Below are 16,969 nucleotides of genomic sequence, written 5' to 3'. Positions count from 1 at the left end.
GGGTACTACCTTTACTTCTTGCGCTGGTGGCGCGAGCGCATGATGAACTTGTCGGTCTGCTTGTTCGAGCGCGTCCGCTTGCCCTTGGTCGGCTTGCCCCAGGGGGTGACCGGGTGGCGACCGCCCGAGGTGCGGCCTTCGCCGCCGCCATGGGGGTGGTCGACCGGGTTCATGACGACGCCGCGCACATGCGGACGGCGGCCGAGCCAGCGCTTGCGGCCGGCCTTGCCCAGATTGGTGTTGGCGTGGTCCGGATTGGAGACCGCGCCGACCGTGCCGAAGCACGATTGCTGCACGAGGCGCTGCTCGCCCGAGTTCAGGCGCAGGATCGCCATGCCTTGGTCGCGGCCGACGAGCTGCGCATAGGCGCCGGCGGACCGTGCCATCTGGCCACCCTTGCCGGGCTTGAGCTCGACATTGTGCACGATCGTTCCGACCGGCATCGCGCTCAGCGGCATCGCATTGCCCGGCTTGACGTCGACGCGCTGGCCGGCGACGACCTTGTCGCCCGGCTGCAGGCGTTGCGGCGCAAGGATGTAGCTCAGCTCGCCATCGTCATACTTGATCAGCGCGATGAAGGCGGTGCGGTTGGGATCGTATTCGAGCCGCTCGACCGTCGCCGACATGTCGTGCTTGCGCCGCTTGAAGTCGACGCGCCGATAGGTCCGCTTGTGACCGCCGCCGATGTGGCGGGTGGTCATCCGGCCGGCATTGTTGCGACCGCCCGACTTGGTCAGCCCCTCGGTCAGCGTCTTGACCGGCGCGCCCTTGTGCAGGCCCGACCGGTCGACGATGACCAGTTGGCGCTGGCCCGGGGTCGAGGGTTTGAATTTCTTCAGTGCCATCTTGCTAACTCCCCGAACCCGCTCACAGGCCCGTTGCGACGTCGATCGACTGGCCCTCGGCCAGCGTCACGACCGCCATCTTCTTGTCGGACTGACGTCCCTTGATGCCGCGGAAGCGCTTGGTCTTGCCCTTGCGGATCAGCGTGTTGACCGCGGTGACCTTGACCGAGAACAGCGCCTCGACGGCCGCCTTGATCTCGGGCTTGGACGCATCGCGCGCGACGTTGAAGACAACCTGGTTGTTGTCGGAAACGAGCGTCGACTTTTCGGTGATCACCGGCGAGACGAGCACGTCGTAATGGCGAAGATCAGTCATTGGAAGCGCTCCTCGAGAGCCGCCACGGCGTCCTTGGAAAGGACCAGCGTGTGGCGGCGCAAAATGTCATAGACATTGATGCCGGCGATCGGCAGCACGTCGACATTGGCGATGTTGGCGGCCGCCTTGCGGAAGCCGTCGTCCAGTTCGGCACCGCCGATGACCAGCGCGTTGGCAAGACCCAGACCCTCGAACATCTTGGCGAGCGACTTGGTCTTGGCGTCCTTGGCGGCCAGTTCGTCGACGATGATCAGGCCGCCATCCTTCGCCTTGGCCGACAGCGCGTGGCGCAGGGCCAGCGCGCGCACCTTCTTGGGAAGGTCGATGGCGTGGTCGCGAACGACCGGGCCGTGCGCCTTGCCGCCGCCACGGAACTGCGGCGCGCGCGCCGACGAATGCCGTGCCCGGCCGGTGCCCTTCTGGCGGTACATCTTGGCGCCGGTCTTGGCGATTTCCGAACGGCCCTTGGTCTTGTGCGTGCCGGCGCGCTTCTTGGCGAGCTGGTACTGCACCATGCGCTGCAGGATGTCGGCGCGCGGCTCGAGACCGAACACGTCGTCCTTCAGCGTGATCTTGCCGGCCGACTTGCCGGCGAGCGTGGTGACTGCGAGTTCCATTATTCGGCTCCCTCCTGGGCGGGGGCTTCGGCGGCAGCGGCGGCGCGCAGGGCGGCCGGCATCGGCGCCTCGGACGGAACCGGCTGCTTGACCGCGTCGCGGACGAGGATCCAGGCGCCCTTGGAGCCAGGGATCGCGCCCTTGACCAGGATCAGGCCACGGTCGTCGTCGGTCGAGACGATCTCGAGGTTCTGCGTGGTCACGCGCTTGGCGCCCATATGGCCGGCCATCTTCTTGCCCTTGAACACCTTGCCGGGGTCCTGGCACTGGCCGGTCGAACCGTGCGACCGGTGCGAGATCGAGTTGCCGTGCGTGGCACGACCACCACCGAAATTGTGGCGCTTCATGACACCGGCAAAGCCCTTGCCCTGGCTGACGCCGGTGACGTCAACCTTCTGACCGGGCACGAAGTGGCTGGCAACCAGTTCGGCGCCGACGTCGAGCATGTTGTCGGCCGACACGCGGAACTCGGCGAGCTTGCGCTTGGGCTCGACATTGGCCTTGGCGAAATGGCCGCGCATGGCACGGGAGACGTTCTTGGGCTTGGCAAAGCCCACGCCGAGCTGCACGGCGTCATAGCCATGCGTGTCGGCGGTGCGCTGCGCCACGACCTGGCAGTTCTCCAGCCGGAGCACGGTCACCGGCAGGTTGACGCCCTCGTCGGTGTAGACGCGCGTCATGCCGAGCTTTTGTGCAATCACTCCTGAACGCATCGGTTCATTCCTCATTCGTCGGTCGTCGGTCGTTATTCGTCATTCGAACATGCGGTCCGGGTCTGTGCGCGATCGGGACGACCGGCGGACAACGGACTGCGACCCACTCCCTACAACTTGATTTCCACATCCACGCCCGCGGCGAGGTCGAGCTTCATCAGCGCGTCGACGGTCTGCGGGGTCGGGTCGACGATGTCGAGCAGGCGCTTGTGCGTGCGCATCTCGAACTGCTCGCGGCTCTTCTTGTCGATGTGCGGCGACCGGTTGACCGTGAACTTCTCGATGCGGGTGGGCAGCGGCACGGGGCCACGCACGCCTGCGCCGGTGCGCTTGGCGGTCGAAACGATCTCGCGGGTCGACGCATCCAGCACGCGATGGTCGAAGGCCTTCAGGCGGATGCGAATGTTCTGGCCGTTCATGGGACCAATTCCTCGTTCAAATCAAAGAGCGCGGCAGCTTCGTGCCGCGCCCCCAAAGCGTGTGGTGCGGCGTCACTCGATGATCTTTGCGACGATGCCGGCGCCGACGGTGCGGCCGCCCTCGCGGATGGCGAAGCGCAGGCGCTCTTCCATCGCGATCGGCGTGATCAGCTCGACGTTCATCTCCGCATTGTCGCCCGGCATCACCATCTCGGTGCCCTCGGGAAGCGTCACCTCGCCGGTCACGTCCGTCGTGCGGAAGTAGAACTGCGGACGGTACTTGTTGAAGAACGGCGTGTGGCGGCCACCCTCTTCCTTGGTCAGGATGTAGGCCTCGGCGGCGAACTTCTTGTGCGGGGTCACCGAGCCCGGCTTGGCCAGAACCTGGCCGCGCTCGACGCCGTCGCGCTCGACACCGCGCAGCAGCGCGCCGATGTTGTCGCCCGCCTCGCCGCGGTCGAGCAGCTTGCGGAACATCTCCACGCCCGTGCAGGTCGTCTTCTTGGTGTCGCGGATGCCGACGATCTCGATCTCGTCGCCCACATTGATCACGCCGCGCTCGACGCGGCCGGTCACCACCGTGCCGCGGCCCGAGATCGAGAACACGTCCTCGATCGGCATCAGGAACGGCTGGTCGATCGGACGCTCGGGTGTCGGGATGTGCTCGTCAACGGCGGCCATCAGCTCGCGGATCGCCTTCTCGCCGATCTCGGCGTTGCTGTCTTCAAGCGCCGCCAGCGCCGAGCCCTTGACCACCGGAATGTCGTCGCCGGGGAAGTCGTAGGACGACAGAAGCTCGCGCACTTCCATCTCGACCAGCTCGAGCAGTTCCTCGTCGTCGACCTGGTCGACCTTGTTCAGGAACACCACGATCGCCGGAACGCCGACCTGGCGGGCCAGAAGGATGTGCTCGCGGGTCTGCGGCATCGGGCCGTCAGCGGCCGAGACCACAAGGATCGCGCCGTCCATCTGCGCGGCGCCCGTGATCATGTTCTTGACGTAGTCGGCGTGGCCCGGGCAGTCGACGTGCGCATAGTGGCGCGCATCGGTCTCGTACTCCACATGCGCCGTCGAGATCGTGATGCCGCGCGCCTTCTCCTCGGGCGCGGCGTCGATCTGGTCATAGGCCTTGAAGTCACCGAAGAACTTGGTGATCGCCGCCGTCAGCGACGTCTTGCCATGGTCGACGTGACCGATCGTGCCGATGTTCACATGCGGCTTGTTCCGCTCAAACTTTTCCTTGGCCATTTTCTACTCCATCTGGACCCTTGCGGGCCGATACTGGTTCGTTTCGCGCCGGCGAGCGGCAGGTTGCGGTCAGGCGTATTTCGCCTGGATTTCCTGGGCCACGGCCTGCGGCACCGGGTCATAATGGTCGAAGTGCATGGTGTACTGCGCCCGCCCCTGGCTCATCGAGCGCAGCGAGTTGACGTAGCCGAACATGTTGGCGAGCGGCACCATGGCGCTGATCACCGTGTCGACGCCGCGCGTCTCGGTACCGGCGATCTGGCCGCGCCGCGAGTTCAAGTCGCCGATTACGTCGCCCATGTAGTCTTCGGGGGTGACGACCTCGACCTTCATGATCGGCTCGAGCAGCTGTGCACCGGCCTTCTGCGCGCCTTCGCGGAAAGCCGCGCGAGCGGCGATCTCGAAGGCCAGGACCGAGGAGTCGACGTCGTGGTAGGCGCCGTCCAGCAGCGTCGCCTTGACGCCGAGCATCGGGAAGCCGGCGACCGGACCGGAGTCGAGCACCGAATTGATGCCCTTTTCGACGCCCGGAATGTATTCCTTGGGCACGTTGCCGCCGACCACGACGCTTTCGAACACGAAATCGTCGCCATCGGGGTTCGGCTCGAACTTGATCTTGACGCGCGCGAACTGGCCCGAACCACCCGACTGCTTCTTGTGGGTGTAGTCGATCTCGGTCTCGCGGGTGATCGTCTCGCGGTAGGCGACCTGCGGCGCGCCGACATTGGCCTCGACCTTGAACTCGCGCTTCATGCGGTCGACGATGATGTCGAGGTGCAATTCGCCCATGCCCGAGATGATCGTCTGGCCCGATTCCTCGTCCGACTTGACGCGGAAGGACGGATCCTCGGCGGCCAGCCGGTTCAGCGCCAGGCCCATCTTCTCCTGGTCGCCCTTGGTCTTGGGCTCGACGGCGATCGAGATCACCGGATCGGGGAACTCCATGCGCTCCAGGATCACCGGCTTGAGCGGATCGCACAGCGTGTCGCCCGTGGTGGTTTCCTTCAGGCCCGCGATCGCGACGATGTCGCCGGCGAAAGCTTCCTTGATGTCCTCGCGCGAGTTGGAGTGCATCTGTAGCATGCGGCCGATGCGCTCGCGCTTCTCCTTGACCGTGTTCATCAGCGACGAACCGGTTTCGAGCTTGCCCGAATAGATGCGGCAGAAGGTGAGCGAGCCGACGAACGGGTCGTTCATGATCTTGAAGGCGAGCATGGACAGCGGCTCGTCGTCGGACGATTTGCGGGTGGTTTCCTCGCCGGTCTTGGCGTCGATACCGCGGATCGAGGCGACCTCGATCGGGCTCGGCAGGAAATCAACCACTGCATCAAGAAGCGGCTGCACACCCTTGTTCTTGAAGGCCGAACCGCAGAAAACCGGGAAGAACTCGACGCCACAGGTGCCCTTGCGGATCAGCTTGCGGATCGTGTCGTTGTCCGGCTCGGTGCCCTCGAGATAGGCTTCCATCGCGTCGTCATCCATCTCGACGACGGTCTCGATCAGCTTCTCGCGATATTCGGCGGCCTGGTCGGCCAGATCGGCGGGGATCTCGTGGATGTCCCACTCGGCGCCCAGGTTCTCGGACTTCCAGATCAGCGCCTTCATCTCGATCAGGTCGATGACGCCGGCGAAATCGTTCTCGGCGCCGATCGGCAGCTGCATGACGACCGGCTTGGCGCCGAGGCGCTCCTCGATCATCGTGACACAACGGAAGAAGTCGGCGCCGAGCTTGTCCATCTTGTTGACGAAGATCATGCGCGGGACGTTGTACTTGTTGGCCTGGCGCCAGACGGTCTCGGTCTGCGGCTCGACACCGGCATTGGCGTCGAGCAGCGCAATCGCGCCGTCGAGCACGCGCAGCGAACGCTCGACCTCGATGGTGAAGTCGACGTGGCCAGGCGTGTCGATGATGTTGAAGCGGCGCTTCTTGCCGTCGCGGCCTTCCCAGAAGGTGGTCGTGGCGGCCGACGTGATCGTGATGCCGCGTTCCTGCTCCTGCTCCATCCAGTCCATGGTGGCGGCGCCGTCATGGACTTCACCGATCTTGTGCGACTTGCCCGTGTAGAACAGGATGCGCTCGGTGGTCGTGGTCTTGCCGGCATCGATGTGGGCCATGATGCCGAAATTTCGGTAGTCCTTGAGTTCGTAGTCGCGGGCCATGGGAAGGATGCCTCGTTAGCGGGTGTCTTGCGGTTACCAGCGGTAATGCGAGAAGGCGCGGTTGGCTTCGGCCATCTTGTGCGTGTCTTCGCGCTTCTTGACAGCGCTGCCGCGGTTGTTGGCCGCGTCCATCAGTTCGCCGGACAGCCGGTCGATCATCGTGGTCTCGTTGCGCTTGCGGGCGGCGGCGATCATCCAGCGGATGGCGAGCGCCTGGCGCCGCTCGGGACGCACGTCGACGGGAACCTGGTAGGTGGCGCCACCGACACGGCGCGAGCGGACCTCGACATGCGGCGCGACATTGTCGAGCGCGGCGTGGAAGACCTCGACCGGCTCCTGGCTGGTCTTCTCGGCGATCGCATCGAACGCGCCGTAGACGATCCGTTCGGCCACGGACTTCTTGCCGTGGTACATGATGGCGTTCATGAACTTCGACACCACCAGATCGCCGAACTTGGGATCGGGGTTGATTTCGCGTTTTTCAGCACTGTGACGACGGGACATGTCCGGATCTCACCTTATTTCGGCCGCTTGGCGCCGTACTTGGAGCGACGCTGCTTGCGGTTCTTGACGCCCTGCGTGTCGAGCACGCCGCGCAGGATGTGGTAGCGGACACCCGGCAGGTCCTTGACGCGGCCGCCGCGGATCATGACGACCGAGTGCTCCTGCAGATTGTGGCCCTCGCCCGGAATGTAGCCGATCACCTCGAACCCGTTGGTCAGGCGAACCTTGGCGACCTTGCGCAGCGCCGAGTTCGGCTTCTTCGGCGTCGTGGTGTAGACGCGCGTGCACACGCCGCGCTTCTGCGGGTTGGCCTGCAGGGCCGGAACCTTGTTGCGCTTGACCGGCGCCACGCGCGGCTTCCGGATCAACTGGTTGACTGTGGGCATAAAGCCGTCCTTCTTCATCCTGCGCCGTGGCGCACAATTGCTCACATGCGTGCAAACAACGAAGGGCAATCCCGCCCTTTCGCGGATTGCCCGTGCGATACAGAGGAAGCCGGAGGCTTCGTGTGTTCGGTTCGGTTTGCGCCGTATGATGAGTCTTGTTTGGAGCCACATGTCTGGCGCAAGCGAGCGCCGACGCCGATGCTCCACATCGACTCGTTGGCGGCGTATGTACTGTCGGCGCGACGCCCCGTCAACAGGCCGACGCCCGGTTTTTGGCGTTTTTTGCGCCGTTGGCAACCGGATCGGCCCGCAAGGGTTTACCGGAGCCCGATGGCCGTGCGAGGAGGCACCAAACGCCACCCCGCCCTGCGCAAGCGAAGGCCCAGCCCATGTCCGACACTCCGACCGACGATCCGCTGGCGGACGCCGCCATCTACATCCTGCTCGGCCGCGTCTGGGCCGACCAGAACGGGCCGGAAATTCCGGTCCACATCCTGCTGCGGGCACCCGACGACGACACCGCCATCCGCGAGGCGCTGAACGCGCTCGCCGAGGACGGCTACGAGGAGGCCGAGTTCGACCAGATCGGCACGCTGACCGGCGCCCCCGACGAGGAGCCGCACGCCTCGGCCTATCAGGGCGCGATGGAGGGCGAGGTCGCGATCGTCACTTTCGTCGAGGAGGAAGGGCCGATGGAGGATGGCATCGACGGCGAGGCGGCCGACAACGTGCATCCGTTCGAAGCGCTGAAAGGCTGGAAGGGCGAAGGCTAGACAATAGCATCAGGTCGGATAGCATCTCGTCGATCGTACGGTGGTGGGGGATCATGTCGAACGAGAAGACGGGCGTTATTGAATACTCGAAACTACGGGCCATAAGGCTCAAGTCAGGCTTCATCATTACGCGACGCCGCGATCCTTCCGAGGATCTCGATGCCGAAATCAGGCACTTCTGCTCTCAGCAACGGCAACGCTTCAACTCCATTGTCGCCTCAACGTTCGAACTTCCCGACGATGGCTTCACGAAGTTCGAGTTTATCTGGACGCCCAAGCGGGCGCGAATCATCGGTGGCGGCACCGACTACATTGCTACGACAAAGGTTGCCTTTCGGTCCGAAGCCGACGTCACCCTTCTATATCTGAAGGATCGATCGCTGATCCTGTTCAATACGAAGTACCGTTTCGCCATTACGGAGCCCGGCTGTGGAGGCAACGGAACCATATTCTACACCGGCGGAACCAATTTCACGCTCGAAGAGATATACTTCAACAAGATCACGACGGTTGGCGCCTATCACAACGAAGAGATTTACAGGGTCGTCAGCCCCGGCTGCGGTGGCGGCACGGAAACCAATTACACAGTGATGAAGGATGGATTTGTCATTCGAGCCGGCGAGTCGTTCCGCATCATTGCCTCGGAAGATGCTTCGGACGAATTGCGGGATGCGCGGCAGTTGATAAACAAGAAGATATCAACATCCAACTAGCGATGGCTACGTTTGGCGGGCTCGTTGCAAGCTACGTATTGGTAGTCACCTTCATCGGTGCCTACCGTTGGTGGACTATGAGGTCGGCAACGATCCAAAGAGGCCGGTATTCCGATCTTAGTGTTCGTTGGGCTTGGGACCCCGATTTGCACGAGTTCGACGGAATTCGCTTCCCAACGCCGGATCAGTATTGGCTTGCCAAGCCGCATAAACTGCTACCCGTGTTCATGATCGTCGCCTATCAAATCGCTACACGGCTGTTGCCCGGCAGCTTCTCATGTCCACAGGAACCCAACTGCTCCAATTATGCGATTGGATTGATCCGCAGACATGGAATTGCCCCCGCTCTCGCACACGCAACCAAGCGCGTTCGCGATTGCGGATCACACATCGGTCTTCCTCACTTCAACGAGGAAGATTGAAAGGCCTGTGGCGGCTCCGTCGTGACCTTTTGGGCGTGCCGAGAGAGGGCAAGGCAGGTCAGCCGACCGCCCCGTCCATTGCCGCGTGTTGCCAGCCCGACCACGCGCCGCCCGTCAGGCGCCCGTCCACGCCGTCGACCCGTACGGCCAGACGATGTTCAGGATGACGATCGCAACGAAGACGCCGATCACCTTGAACAGCGTCTTGCGTCCCTTGGACGCGTTCTCGAACGCGCCGGTGTGATCGACGAGCCAGATCACCGCGAAGACGATCAGGCCCGTGGCGAGCATGTGGGGAATGTCGAAGGTCATGGCACGGGCTCCCTACCCTTCTAGCCTGACGATCTGCTGCGGCGCCCGAGCGCGCTGCACAGCGCGGCGACGAGCGCGATGTTGATCAGCGGCGCGAGCGCGGCGGCCCATGGACGCAGCGGGCCGGGCAGCGCATCGATCGCCATCACCCAGGGCTGACCCAGAACGACCAGGAAGATGCCCGAAAGCGGGTCGCGCTCCTGGCCGAACCAGCCGAACGTGCCGACCGCCAGTATGAAAAGCGCGAACGCCCAGAGGACGACCAGCGCGCCGACGACCAGGCGGCAGAGCGTCATCGCCCCGCCGCCCGGATGTTGTCAGGCTTTCCGCCGGTCACAACGCGCCTTCGCTGCCCATGAACATCACCGACGGGTTGCTGCCGTCCGCCGATACGAGGCAGCGCCATGGCGCGCCGTTGGCGCCCACGCGCATGTAGATGGCCGTGGCCGCCCGGGATGTCTCGGCGCCGACGACCTGCACGCCGCCCTGGGTCTGCGCGGCCAGCGTGGTGCGGCACGATTCGATCGCGGCCGAACTCACGGATGGATCGATCGTCTGGATGAAAGGCGGGCCGCCCGGCGCGGGCTGCATCGGCGACTGGGTCTCGGTCATCGCCGGCTGCTCGACGCAGCCGGCAAGAGCCAGGCTCGCAAGGCCTGCGGCCGCGGCAGTGATCGTGTGTCTCATCGGTACCATACTCCCTTTGATGATCCGTTTGGTGGTGAATTCCTCTGGCGCCAGCGCCCGACCGGTGACGCGGGCAGCGCTGCCAACGGTGCGACCGTCCAGTTCGTCCCTGGTTCGGTTCTGGTCCTGACAGGCTCCATTCAAGCGGCCGCCTTGCGGATCAGCCGCACGATCACGATCAGGATCACCGCGCCCAGCAGCGCCGCAAGAAAGCTGCCGAACGCGCCGCCGATCGAAATGCCCATGAGCGGCAGCAGATAGCCGGCGAGAATGGAGCCGCCGATGCCGAAGAGAATGTCGCCGATCAGTCCCGAGCCGCTGCCCTTGACGATCATGCTCGCCAGCCAGCCGACGACGGCGCCGATCACGATCATCAGGACGATCCCGATGATGCCGCCGACCGCCATGCCGACGGCCTGTGCTGTTTCGTCCTGGGCGGCGGCCGGCAGGGCGACGAGCACACCGGCCCACGCCACCGGTGCAACAAGAAGTCGGGTCATGTTGGCTCCCTCCTCTCCATGATGAACGCCTGACGGCGCCGCACCGTCACTGGATGCCGAAGATGACGTTGAAGGACTGGGCGCCGTTGGCGGTGTTGAAGACCTCGACGACCAGGTCAGCCGGTTCATGTTCGGCATCGGCGTATTGTTGTAGGTCGACGAACGGTGGTCGGCGTCCTTCTGTAGGACGGTGAAGACGCCGGTCGGCGTCGAATGGCCGGGCTTGCCCGTCGAGCAGGTCGACACGGCGATGCGGACACCATTGCGGTAGACGTGAACGAGCTGCTCGGGCAGCGAGACGATGACGGCGACCGCGCCACTGGGAGACAGATCGGGCTCCCAGGTGAATTCGCCCGGCTGAAGCTCGGTCGCGTCCTTGTAGACCTGTCTTGAAAGCGCATTCGGCGCGGCCGTGAGCGCCACGATGCCTGTGCCTCCCGCCAGAAAAGAACGTCGCGTAAGCATACCGATCACCTCCCAGACCTGATCAATTCGCTACCGAACCGTATTCAGACACTAATTTGTTCGGTATCGGGACATTCATCTTCAAAACAACTTGCCTGCCCGGCATTGTAACGATACGATACATTCAGACCGTCCGCGCCCCATCTTGCCGACCGCCGCGCAATATCGCCCGGCGTTCGATGTTCGGACGGCCTGATGGCAATGCTGCCGGATGGCGTTCGGTCACCGGATGCCGCACCGCGTAGACCCGCAGTTGTGCGGCGCGAAACCGACCCTGTCGATCCTGTCCAATCTCAAGCTTTGATGCGCCACGGTCTCAATCGGCCGATCCGGCCTATTCGGTAAAGCTTTCATAGAGCCGCTTCAGGCGGGCCTGGGTGAGTTCCAGTCCGGCCGGCGCATCGTCGGAACGACCCGCTGCCGGCTGCGCTCCCGCGCCGACGCCCCGAAGCGATCGCTGCATGCCGACGATCTCGCCCGGTCGCGCGCCGAACTGGCGAAGGAACGCGTCGCTGAACTGGCTGGCCGAGCCGAAATGCCAACGGTCCGCCGTCAGGGCGACGATGCCGCGGCGGCCGTCGCTGCCGGCAAGCTCGTTATAGGCATGCTGGAGCCGGCGGGTCCTGATGTAGTTCATCACCCCGCCAAGGTGGTGGAAATCCCTGAACAGGGTCGCGCGCGAAACGCCGAACTCGCGTTCGAGCGTCGCCGGGCTGAGCTCGGCGTCGGCAAGGCGTGCCTCGATGAAGGCACACATCGCCTTGAGCCGCGACCCGCGGATTTCGTCGGATCGTGCGGTCATCGTCGCGCCTTCGAGCGCGCCCCTGATCATTCCGACAAAACTCGCCTCGAGCGTTTCGGCGTCGCTGTCGTCGGTCCCATGCACCTGCTGGAGAAAGGCCGTCAGGCCGGCGTGCAGAAACCGGCCCACGCCGCCGCCGGTCGAAAAGCGCATGCAGACGGGAAACCGGTGGGGGTCGTAGCCGATCAGCCCGTGCGGCACGAAGACGGAAAGCTGCTCGTGATCGCCATAGGCGATGTTCCAGCTCCGCGACTGATCGATCATGTAGACGGCGCGGCCGTCGAGCTGATGGCTGCGGCCGCCCTCGAAAAGAACGGCGCCGCCGCGCAGGAAAAGCTTGATCTTGACGAACCGTGCGGCGTGGCGGGCGACGTTCTCGTCCGGGCGCGCAACGACGTAGGAGCGGCTCGAAAAACGGGACGCGGCAATGCCGCCGTGCCGCCAGATCGACAGGCGCACGTCGAGCGGGACCAGCCGGTCGCCAAGGTTCCGCACCGCGTAGGCGGTCGGGGCCACGCCCTGCCAGTACTCACGCTGAAGGGCGGGGTCCGCGCCCCTCAAATCCAGCTTCAGGTCCGTCATCTCGGTCAGGACGCGATCCGGTCGGCCCTTCCGGTTCGGCTCCGAACCGGACGGCGATCCGGGATCGCTCACGCTCCACGCTGCTCCACCCATGGATGTGTGGCAGGCGGACGCAACGTCAAGATGAGGCGCCGGTGGAGGCGGATGGCCGCCCGTCAGGTGTGCCGGGCAGGCTCGGAGCGGCGTCCGGTCCGTGCAAAAAAGAGCCGGGGCAGTTCCCTGCCCCGGCCCGTTCTTCCTCCTAGCGATGACGCTTGCGCGCCGGCCGGCCGAAAGGCCTTACTCGGCCGGTGCGTTCTCGTCCTCGCGCATGTCCTCCAGCATGGCATCGGCCGCTTCGGCCTCCGCCTCGGCGCGGCGCTGATCGAGGATCAGATCGTCGCGGGAGGTGGCGATGCGCCGGATCTGGTTCATCGCGCCGCCCGTGCCGGCCGGGATGAGACGCCCGACGATGACGTTTTCCTTCAGGCCCTGCAGCGTGTCGATCTTGCCGGCGACCGAGGCCTCGGTGAGCACCTTGGTGGTCTCCTGGAACGACGCCGCCGAGATGAAGGACGGGGTCTGCAGCGAAGCCTTGGTGATGCCGAGCAGGACCGGCTCGCCGCTGGCGGGCTGCTTGCCTTCCTCGACGAGGCGTTCGTTGACGTCCTCGAGCTCGATCCGGTCGACGCTGTCGCCGGCGATGTAGCCCGAGTCACCCGGTTCGGTGATCTCGACCTTCTGCAGCATCTGGCGAACGATCACCTCGATGTGCTTGTCGTTGATCACCACGCCCTGCAGCCGGTAGACCTCCTGGATCTCGTTGACGAGATAGGATGCCAGCGCCTCCACGCCCTTGACCGCAAGAATGTCGTGCGGGGCCGGGTTGCCGTCGAGGATGTAGTCGCCCTTCTCGATCGGGTCGCCATCCTGAAGGTGGAAAGGCCGGGACTTCGGAATGAGGTATTCCGCAGGCTCGACGCCCTCCTCGGCCGGCTCGATGGAGATGCGCCGCTTGTTCTTGTAGTCGCGGCCGAAGCGGATCGTGCCGTCGATCTCGGCGATGACTGCGTGATCCTTCGGGCGACGGGCCTCGAACAGTTCGGCAACACGCGGCAGACCGCCGGTGATGTCCTTGGTCTTGGCGCTCTCCATCGGGATACGCGCGATCACGTCGCCGGGCTTGACCTTGGCACCCGGCTCGACCGAGAGCACCGCGTCGACCGACAGCATGAAGCGGGCATCGCCGCCGCGCGAGAGCTTGGCGACCTCGCCGTCCTTGCCCATCACGGTGATCGCCGGCTTGAGCTCGGCGCCGCGCGGGTTGGACCGCCAGTCGATCACCTCGCGCTTGGTGATGCCGGTGTTCTCGTCCGCCGATTCCTGGATCGAGATGCCGTCGACCAGATCCTCGAACGAGACCGTGCCCTCGACCTCGGTCATGATCGGGCGGGTGTAGGGGTCCCACTCGGCGAGACGCTGGCCGCGCTTGATCTGGTCGCCATCGTCGACCATCAGCTTGGCGCCGTAGGTCAGCTTGTGGGTGGCCCGTTCCTCGCCCTTCTCGTCGCGGATGATCACCGCCATGTTGCGGCCCATGGCAACAAGGTTGCCGGTGGAGTCGCGCACCACGTTGCGGTTCTTGATCTCGACCACGCCGTCATAGGACGCTTCGACGAAGGAGGTGTCGACCACCTGCGCCGTGCCGCCCATGTGGAAGGTCCGCATGGTCAGCTGCGTTCCCGGTTCGCCGATCGACTGGGCGGCGATCACGCCGACCGCCTCGCCATGGTTGACCGGGGTTCCGCGAGCCAGGTCGCGACCGTAGCAGACCGCGCACACGCCCGACTGCATCTCGCAGGTCAGCGCCGAGCGAATCTTCACCGACTGGATGCCGGCTTCCTCGATCTTTTCGACATGGGCCTCCTCGACCATCGTGCCGGCCGGCACGAGGATCTCGTCGGTCTTCAAATTGACCACGTCCTCGAGCACCGTGCGGCCGAGCACCCGCTGACCGAGCGAGGCGACGACCTGGCCGGCATCGACGATCGGCGTCATGGTCAGGCCCTTGTCGGTGCCGCAATCCTCGGCGGTGATGATGCAGTCCTGCGCCACGTCGACGAGGCGGCGGGTCAGATAGCCCGAGTTGGCCGTCTTCAGGGCGGTGTCTGCGAGACCCTTGCGGGCACCGTGGGTCGAGTTGAAGTACTCGTTCACGGTCAGGCCTTCCTTGAAGTTGGAGATGATCGGCGTCTCGATGATCTCGCCGGACGGCTTGGCCATCAGGCCGCGCATGCCCGCGAGCTGCTTCATCTGGCGGGTCGAGCCACGCGCGCCCGACCGGGCCATCATCCAGATCGAGTTCATCGGCTTCTGGCGGCCGTTCTCGGCGAACTCGACGGCCTGAATGCCGGCCATCGTCTCCTCGGTGAGCCGGTCGTCGCAACGCGCCCAGGCGTCAACCACCTTGTTGTACTTCTCGCCGAAGGTGATCAGGCCGTCATTGTACTGCTGCTCGTACTCCTTGACGATCTTGTCGGTCTCCTCGACCACCTTGGCCTTGGAGGCCGGGATGACCATGTCGTCCTTGCCGAACGAGATGCCAGCCGTGCAGGCATGGCGGAAGCCCAGATCCATGATCCGGTCGGCGAAGATCACCGTCTCCTTCTGGCCGCAGTGGCGGTAGACCGTGTCGATCATCGCCGAGATGTTCTTCTTGGTCATCTCGGTGTTGCAGATGTCGAACGGCACGCGCGCGTTGCGCGGCAGAAGCTCGCCGATGATCATCCGGCCCGGCGTCGTCTCGTGCAGCTGCCAGACCGGGTTGCCGTCCTCGTCGACGGTCTTGAACCGGCCCTTGATCTTGGTGTGCAGGGTGACGACCTTGTTCTCGAGCGCGTGGTGCAGTTCGCCCATGTCGGAGAACACCATGCCCTCGCCCGGCTCGTTCTCGGCGACGATCGACAGGTAATACAGGCCCAGCACCATGTCCTGGGACGGCACGATGATCGGCTGTCCGTTGGCCGGGTGCAGGATGTTGTTGGTCGACATCATCAAGACGCGCGCCTCGAGCTGCGCTTCCAGCGACAGCGGAACGTGCACCGCCATCTGGTCGCCGTCGAAGTCGGCGTTGAACGCGGTGCAGACCAGCGGGTGAAGCTGGATCGCCTTGCCTTCGATGAGGACCGGCTCGAACGCCTGGATGCCCAGCCGGTGCAGCGTCGGCGCGCGGTTGAGCAGCACCGGATGCTCGCGGATCACCTCGTCGAGGATGTCCCAGACTTCCGGCTTTTCCTTCTCGACCAGCTTCTTGGCCTGCTTGACGGTGGACGAATAGCCCTTGGCGTCGAGCCGCGCATAAATGAACGGCTTGAACAGTTCGAGCGCCATCTTCTTGGGCAGGCCGCACTGGTGCAGCTTCAGTTCGGGGCCGGTCACGATGACCGAACGGCCCGAATAGTCCACGCGCTTGCCGAGCAGGTTCTGGCGGAACCGGCCCTGCTTGCCCTTGAGCATGTCGCTGAGCGACTTCAGCGGACGCTTGTTGGCGCCGGTGATGACGCGGCCGCGCCGGCCGTTGTCGAACAGCGCGTCGACGGACTCCTGCAGCATCCGCTTCTCGTTGCGGATGATGATACCCGGCGCGCGCAGTTCCATAAGCCGCTTGAGGCGGTTGTTGCGGTTGATGACGCGGCGGTAGAGATCGTTGAGGTCCGAGGTCGCGAAGCGGCCGCCGTCGAGCGGCACCAGCGGCCGCAGGTCGGGCGGGATCACCGGGATGATGCTCATGATCATCCATTCGGGACGGTTGCCCGAATCGATGAAGTTCTCGACGACCTTGAGCCGCTTCATCAGCTTCTTGGTCTTCAGCTCGGACGACGTGGCATCCAGTTCCTCGCGCAGATCGACCGCCGTCTTTGGCAGGTCGAGCGTGCGCAGGATTTCCTGGATCGCCTCGGCGCCGATCATGGCGGTGAACTGGTCCTCGCCATATTCCTCGGCCGCGAGCATGTACTCCTCCTCGCTCAGGAGCTGGTGCTCCTTGAGCGGGGTCAGGCCCGGTTCGGTGACGATGTAGTTCTCGAAATACAGAACCCGCTCGATGTCCTTGAGCGTCATGTCGAGCAGCGTGGCGATGCGGCTCGGCAGCGATTTCAGGAACCAGATGTGCGCGACAGGCGCGGCCAGTTCGATGTGGCCCATGCGCTCGCGGCGCACGCGCGACAAGGTGACCTCGACGCCGCACTTCTCGCAGATGATGCCCTTGTACTTCATCCGCTTGTACTTGCCGCACAGGCACTCATAGTCCTTGATCGGACCGAAGATGCGCGCGCAGAACAGGCCGTCACGCTCGGGCTTGAACGTGCGGTAGTTGATCGTTTCGGGCTTTTTGATCTCGCCGAACGACCAGGACATGATCTTTTCCGGGCTCGCGATGGAGATCCGGATGGAGTCGAAATTCTGCGAAGTGGCCTGAGGATTGAAGAGATTGGCGATCTCTTGGTTCATGCCGTTCTCCTTGTGGG

Annotated in this window: 17 protein-coding genes and 1 pseudogene; 3 read left to right on the top strand and 15 right to left on the bottom strand. The window is 64.4% G+C overall.

Annotation, left to right across the window (positions count from 1 at the left end; translation table 11 throughout):
- Nucleotides 1–11 precede the first annotated feature (11 nt).
- The 9 genes from rplB to rpsL all read right to left on the bottom strand — a co-directional run bounded on the left by rplB (nt 12) and on the right by rpsL (nt 7,208).
- Nucleotides 12–845, bottom strand: a complete 834-nt coding sequence (rplB, locus tag E0E05_RS08320; RefSeq protein ID WP_131616284.1) for a 50S ribosomal protein L2 — start codon at nt 843–845, stop codon at nt 12–14.
- A 22-nt stretch (nt 846–867) separates the two neighbouring features.
- Nucleotides 868–1,161 (bottom strand): 50S ribosomal protein L23, encoded by a 294-nt coding sequence (locus E0E05_RS08315; RefSeq protein ID WP_131616283.1) that lies wholly within the window; start codon nt 1,159–1,161, stop codon nt 868–870.
- Nucleotides 1,158–1,778, bottom strand: a complete 621-nt coding sequence (gene rplD / locus E0E05_RS08310; protein WP_131616282.1) for a 50S ribosomal protein L4 — start codon at nt 1,776–1,778, stop codon at nt 1,158–1,160. The genes E0E05_RS08315 and rplD overlap by 4 nt, the downstream gene beginning before the upstream one ends.
- Entirely contained in the window at nt 1,778–2,491 is a 714-nt protein-coding gene (gene rplC, locus E0E05_RS08305; protein WP_131616281.1) for a 50S ribosomal protein L3, read from the bottom strand. Before rplC ends, rplD begins: the two co-directional genes overlap by 1 nt.
- Nucleotides 2,492–2,601: 110 nt before the next feature.
- On the bottom strand, nt 2,602–2,910 hold the full coding sequence (rpsJ, locus tag E0E05_RS08300; RefSeq protein WP_026481640.1) for a 30S ribosomal protein S10: 309 nt from the start codon (nt 2,908–2,910) through the stop codon (nt 2,602–2,604).
- A gap of 72 nt (nt 2,911–2,982) precedes the next feature.
- Complete coding sequence (gene tuf, locus E0E05_RS08295) at nt 2,983–4,158, bottom strand: elongation factor Tu (RefSeq protein WP_131616265.1); 1,176 nt, start codon at nt 4,156–4,158, stop codon at nt 2,983–2,985.
- A gap of 69 nt (nt 4,159–4,227) precedes the next feature.
- Nucleotides 4,228–6,318, bottom strand: a complete 2,091-nt coding sequence (gene fusA, locus E0E05_RS08290) for an elongation factor G (protein ID WP_131616280.1) — start codon at nt 6,316–6,318, stop codon at nt 4,228–4,230.
- A gap of 33 nt (nt 6,319–6,351) precedes the next feature.
- Nucleotides 6,352–6,822: a 30S ribosomal protein S7 gene (rpsG, locus tag E0E05_RS08285; protein WP_131616279.1), complete on the bottom strand. Its 471-nt coding sequence runs from the start codon at nt 6,820–6,822 to the stop codon at nt 6,352–6,354.
- A gap of 14 nt (nt 6,823–6,836) precedes the next feature.
- A complete protein-coding gene (gene rpsL / locus E0E05_RS08280) occupies nt 6,837–7,208 on the bottom strand; it encodes a 30S ribosomal protein S12 (protein ID WP_026479049.1) in 372 nt (123 codons plus the stop codon).
- Nucleotides 7,209–7,597: 389 nt separating this feature from the next.
- On the opposite strand from rpsL, the pseudogene E0E05_RS08275 reads away from it, so the two are divergent.
- The 3 genes and pseudogenes from E0E05_RS08275 to yidD form a co-directional block, all read left to right on the top strand.
- Nucleotides 7,598–7,882, top strand: a pseudogene (locus tag E0E05_RS08275) (transcriptional regulator); the annotation flags it as partial.
- Between the two features lie 152 nt (nt 7,883–8,034).
- Nucleotides 8,035–8,694 (top strand): hypothetical protein, encoded by a 660-nt coding sequence (locus tag E0E05_RS08270; protein ID WP_131616278.1) that lies wholly within the window; start codon nt 8,035–8,037, stop codon nt 8,692–8,694.
- Between the two features lie 146 nt (nt 8,695–8,840).
- Nucleotides 8,841–9,116 (top strand): membrane protein insertion efficiency factor YidD, encoded by a 276-nt coding sequence (gene yidD, locus E0E05_RS08265; protein ID WP_158629308.1) that lies wholly within the window; start codon nt 8,841–8,843, stop codon nt 9,114–9,116.
- A 114-nt stretch (nt 9,117–9,230) separates the two neighbouring features.
- Here yidD and E0E05_RS08260 read toward each other — a convergent pair whose 3' ends face one another.
- From E0E05_RS08260 to rpoC, 6 genes are all read right to left on the bottom strand, one after another.
- Nucleotides 9,231–9,428 (bottom strand): hypothetical protein, encoded by a 198-nt coding sequence (locus E0E05_RS08260; protein WP_131616276.1) that lies wholly within the window; start codon nt 9,426–9,428, stop codon nt 9,231–9,233.
- 20 nt (nt 9,429–9,448) lie between these two features.
- Nucleotides 9,449–9,724, bottom strand: coding sequence for a hypothetical protein (locus E0E05_RS08255; protein WP_131616275.1), 276 nt, complete (start codon nt 9,722–9,724; stop codon nt 9,449–9,451).
- Between the two features lie 37 nt (nt 9,725–9,761).
- Nucleotides 9,762–10,040: a hypothetical protein gene (locus tag E0E05_RS08250; RefSeq protein WP_210215775.1), complete on the bottom strand. Its 279-nt coding sequence runs from the start codon at nt 10,038–10,040 to the stop codon at nt 9,762–9,764.
- Between the two features lie 215 nt (nt 10,041–10,255).
- Complete coding sequence (locus E0E05_RS17665; protein WP_244598015.1) at nt 10,256–11,038, bottom strand: L,D-transpeptidase family protein; 783 nt, start codon at nt 11,036–11,038, stop codon at nt 10,256–10,258.
- A gap of 376 nt (nt 11,039–11,414) precedes the next feature.
- Entirely contained in the window at nt 11,415–12,536 is a 1,122-nt protein-coding gene (locus E0E05_RS08240; protein WP_158629307.1) for a helix-turn-helix domain-containing protein, read from the bottom strand.
- A gap of 207 nt (nt 12,537–12,743) precedes the next feature.
- Complete coding sequence (gene rpoC / locus E0E05_RS08235) at nt 12,744–16,952, bottom strand: DNA-directed RNA polymerase subunit beta' (protein WP_131616271.1); 4,209 nt, start codon at nt 16,950–16,952, stop codon at nt 12,744–12,746.
- Nucleotides 16,953–16,969 lie beyond the last annotated feature (17 nt).

Source organism: Roseitalea porphyridii, assembly GCF_004331955.1.
Taxonomy (GTDB): domain Bacteria; phylum Pseudomonadota; class Alphaproteobacteria; order Rhizobiales; family Rhizobiaceae; genus Roseitalea; species Roseitalea porphyridii.
This window is presented reverse-complemented; position numbering and strand designations above follow the sequence as displayed.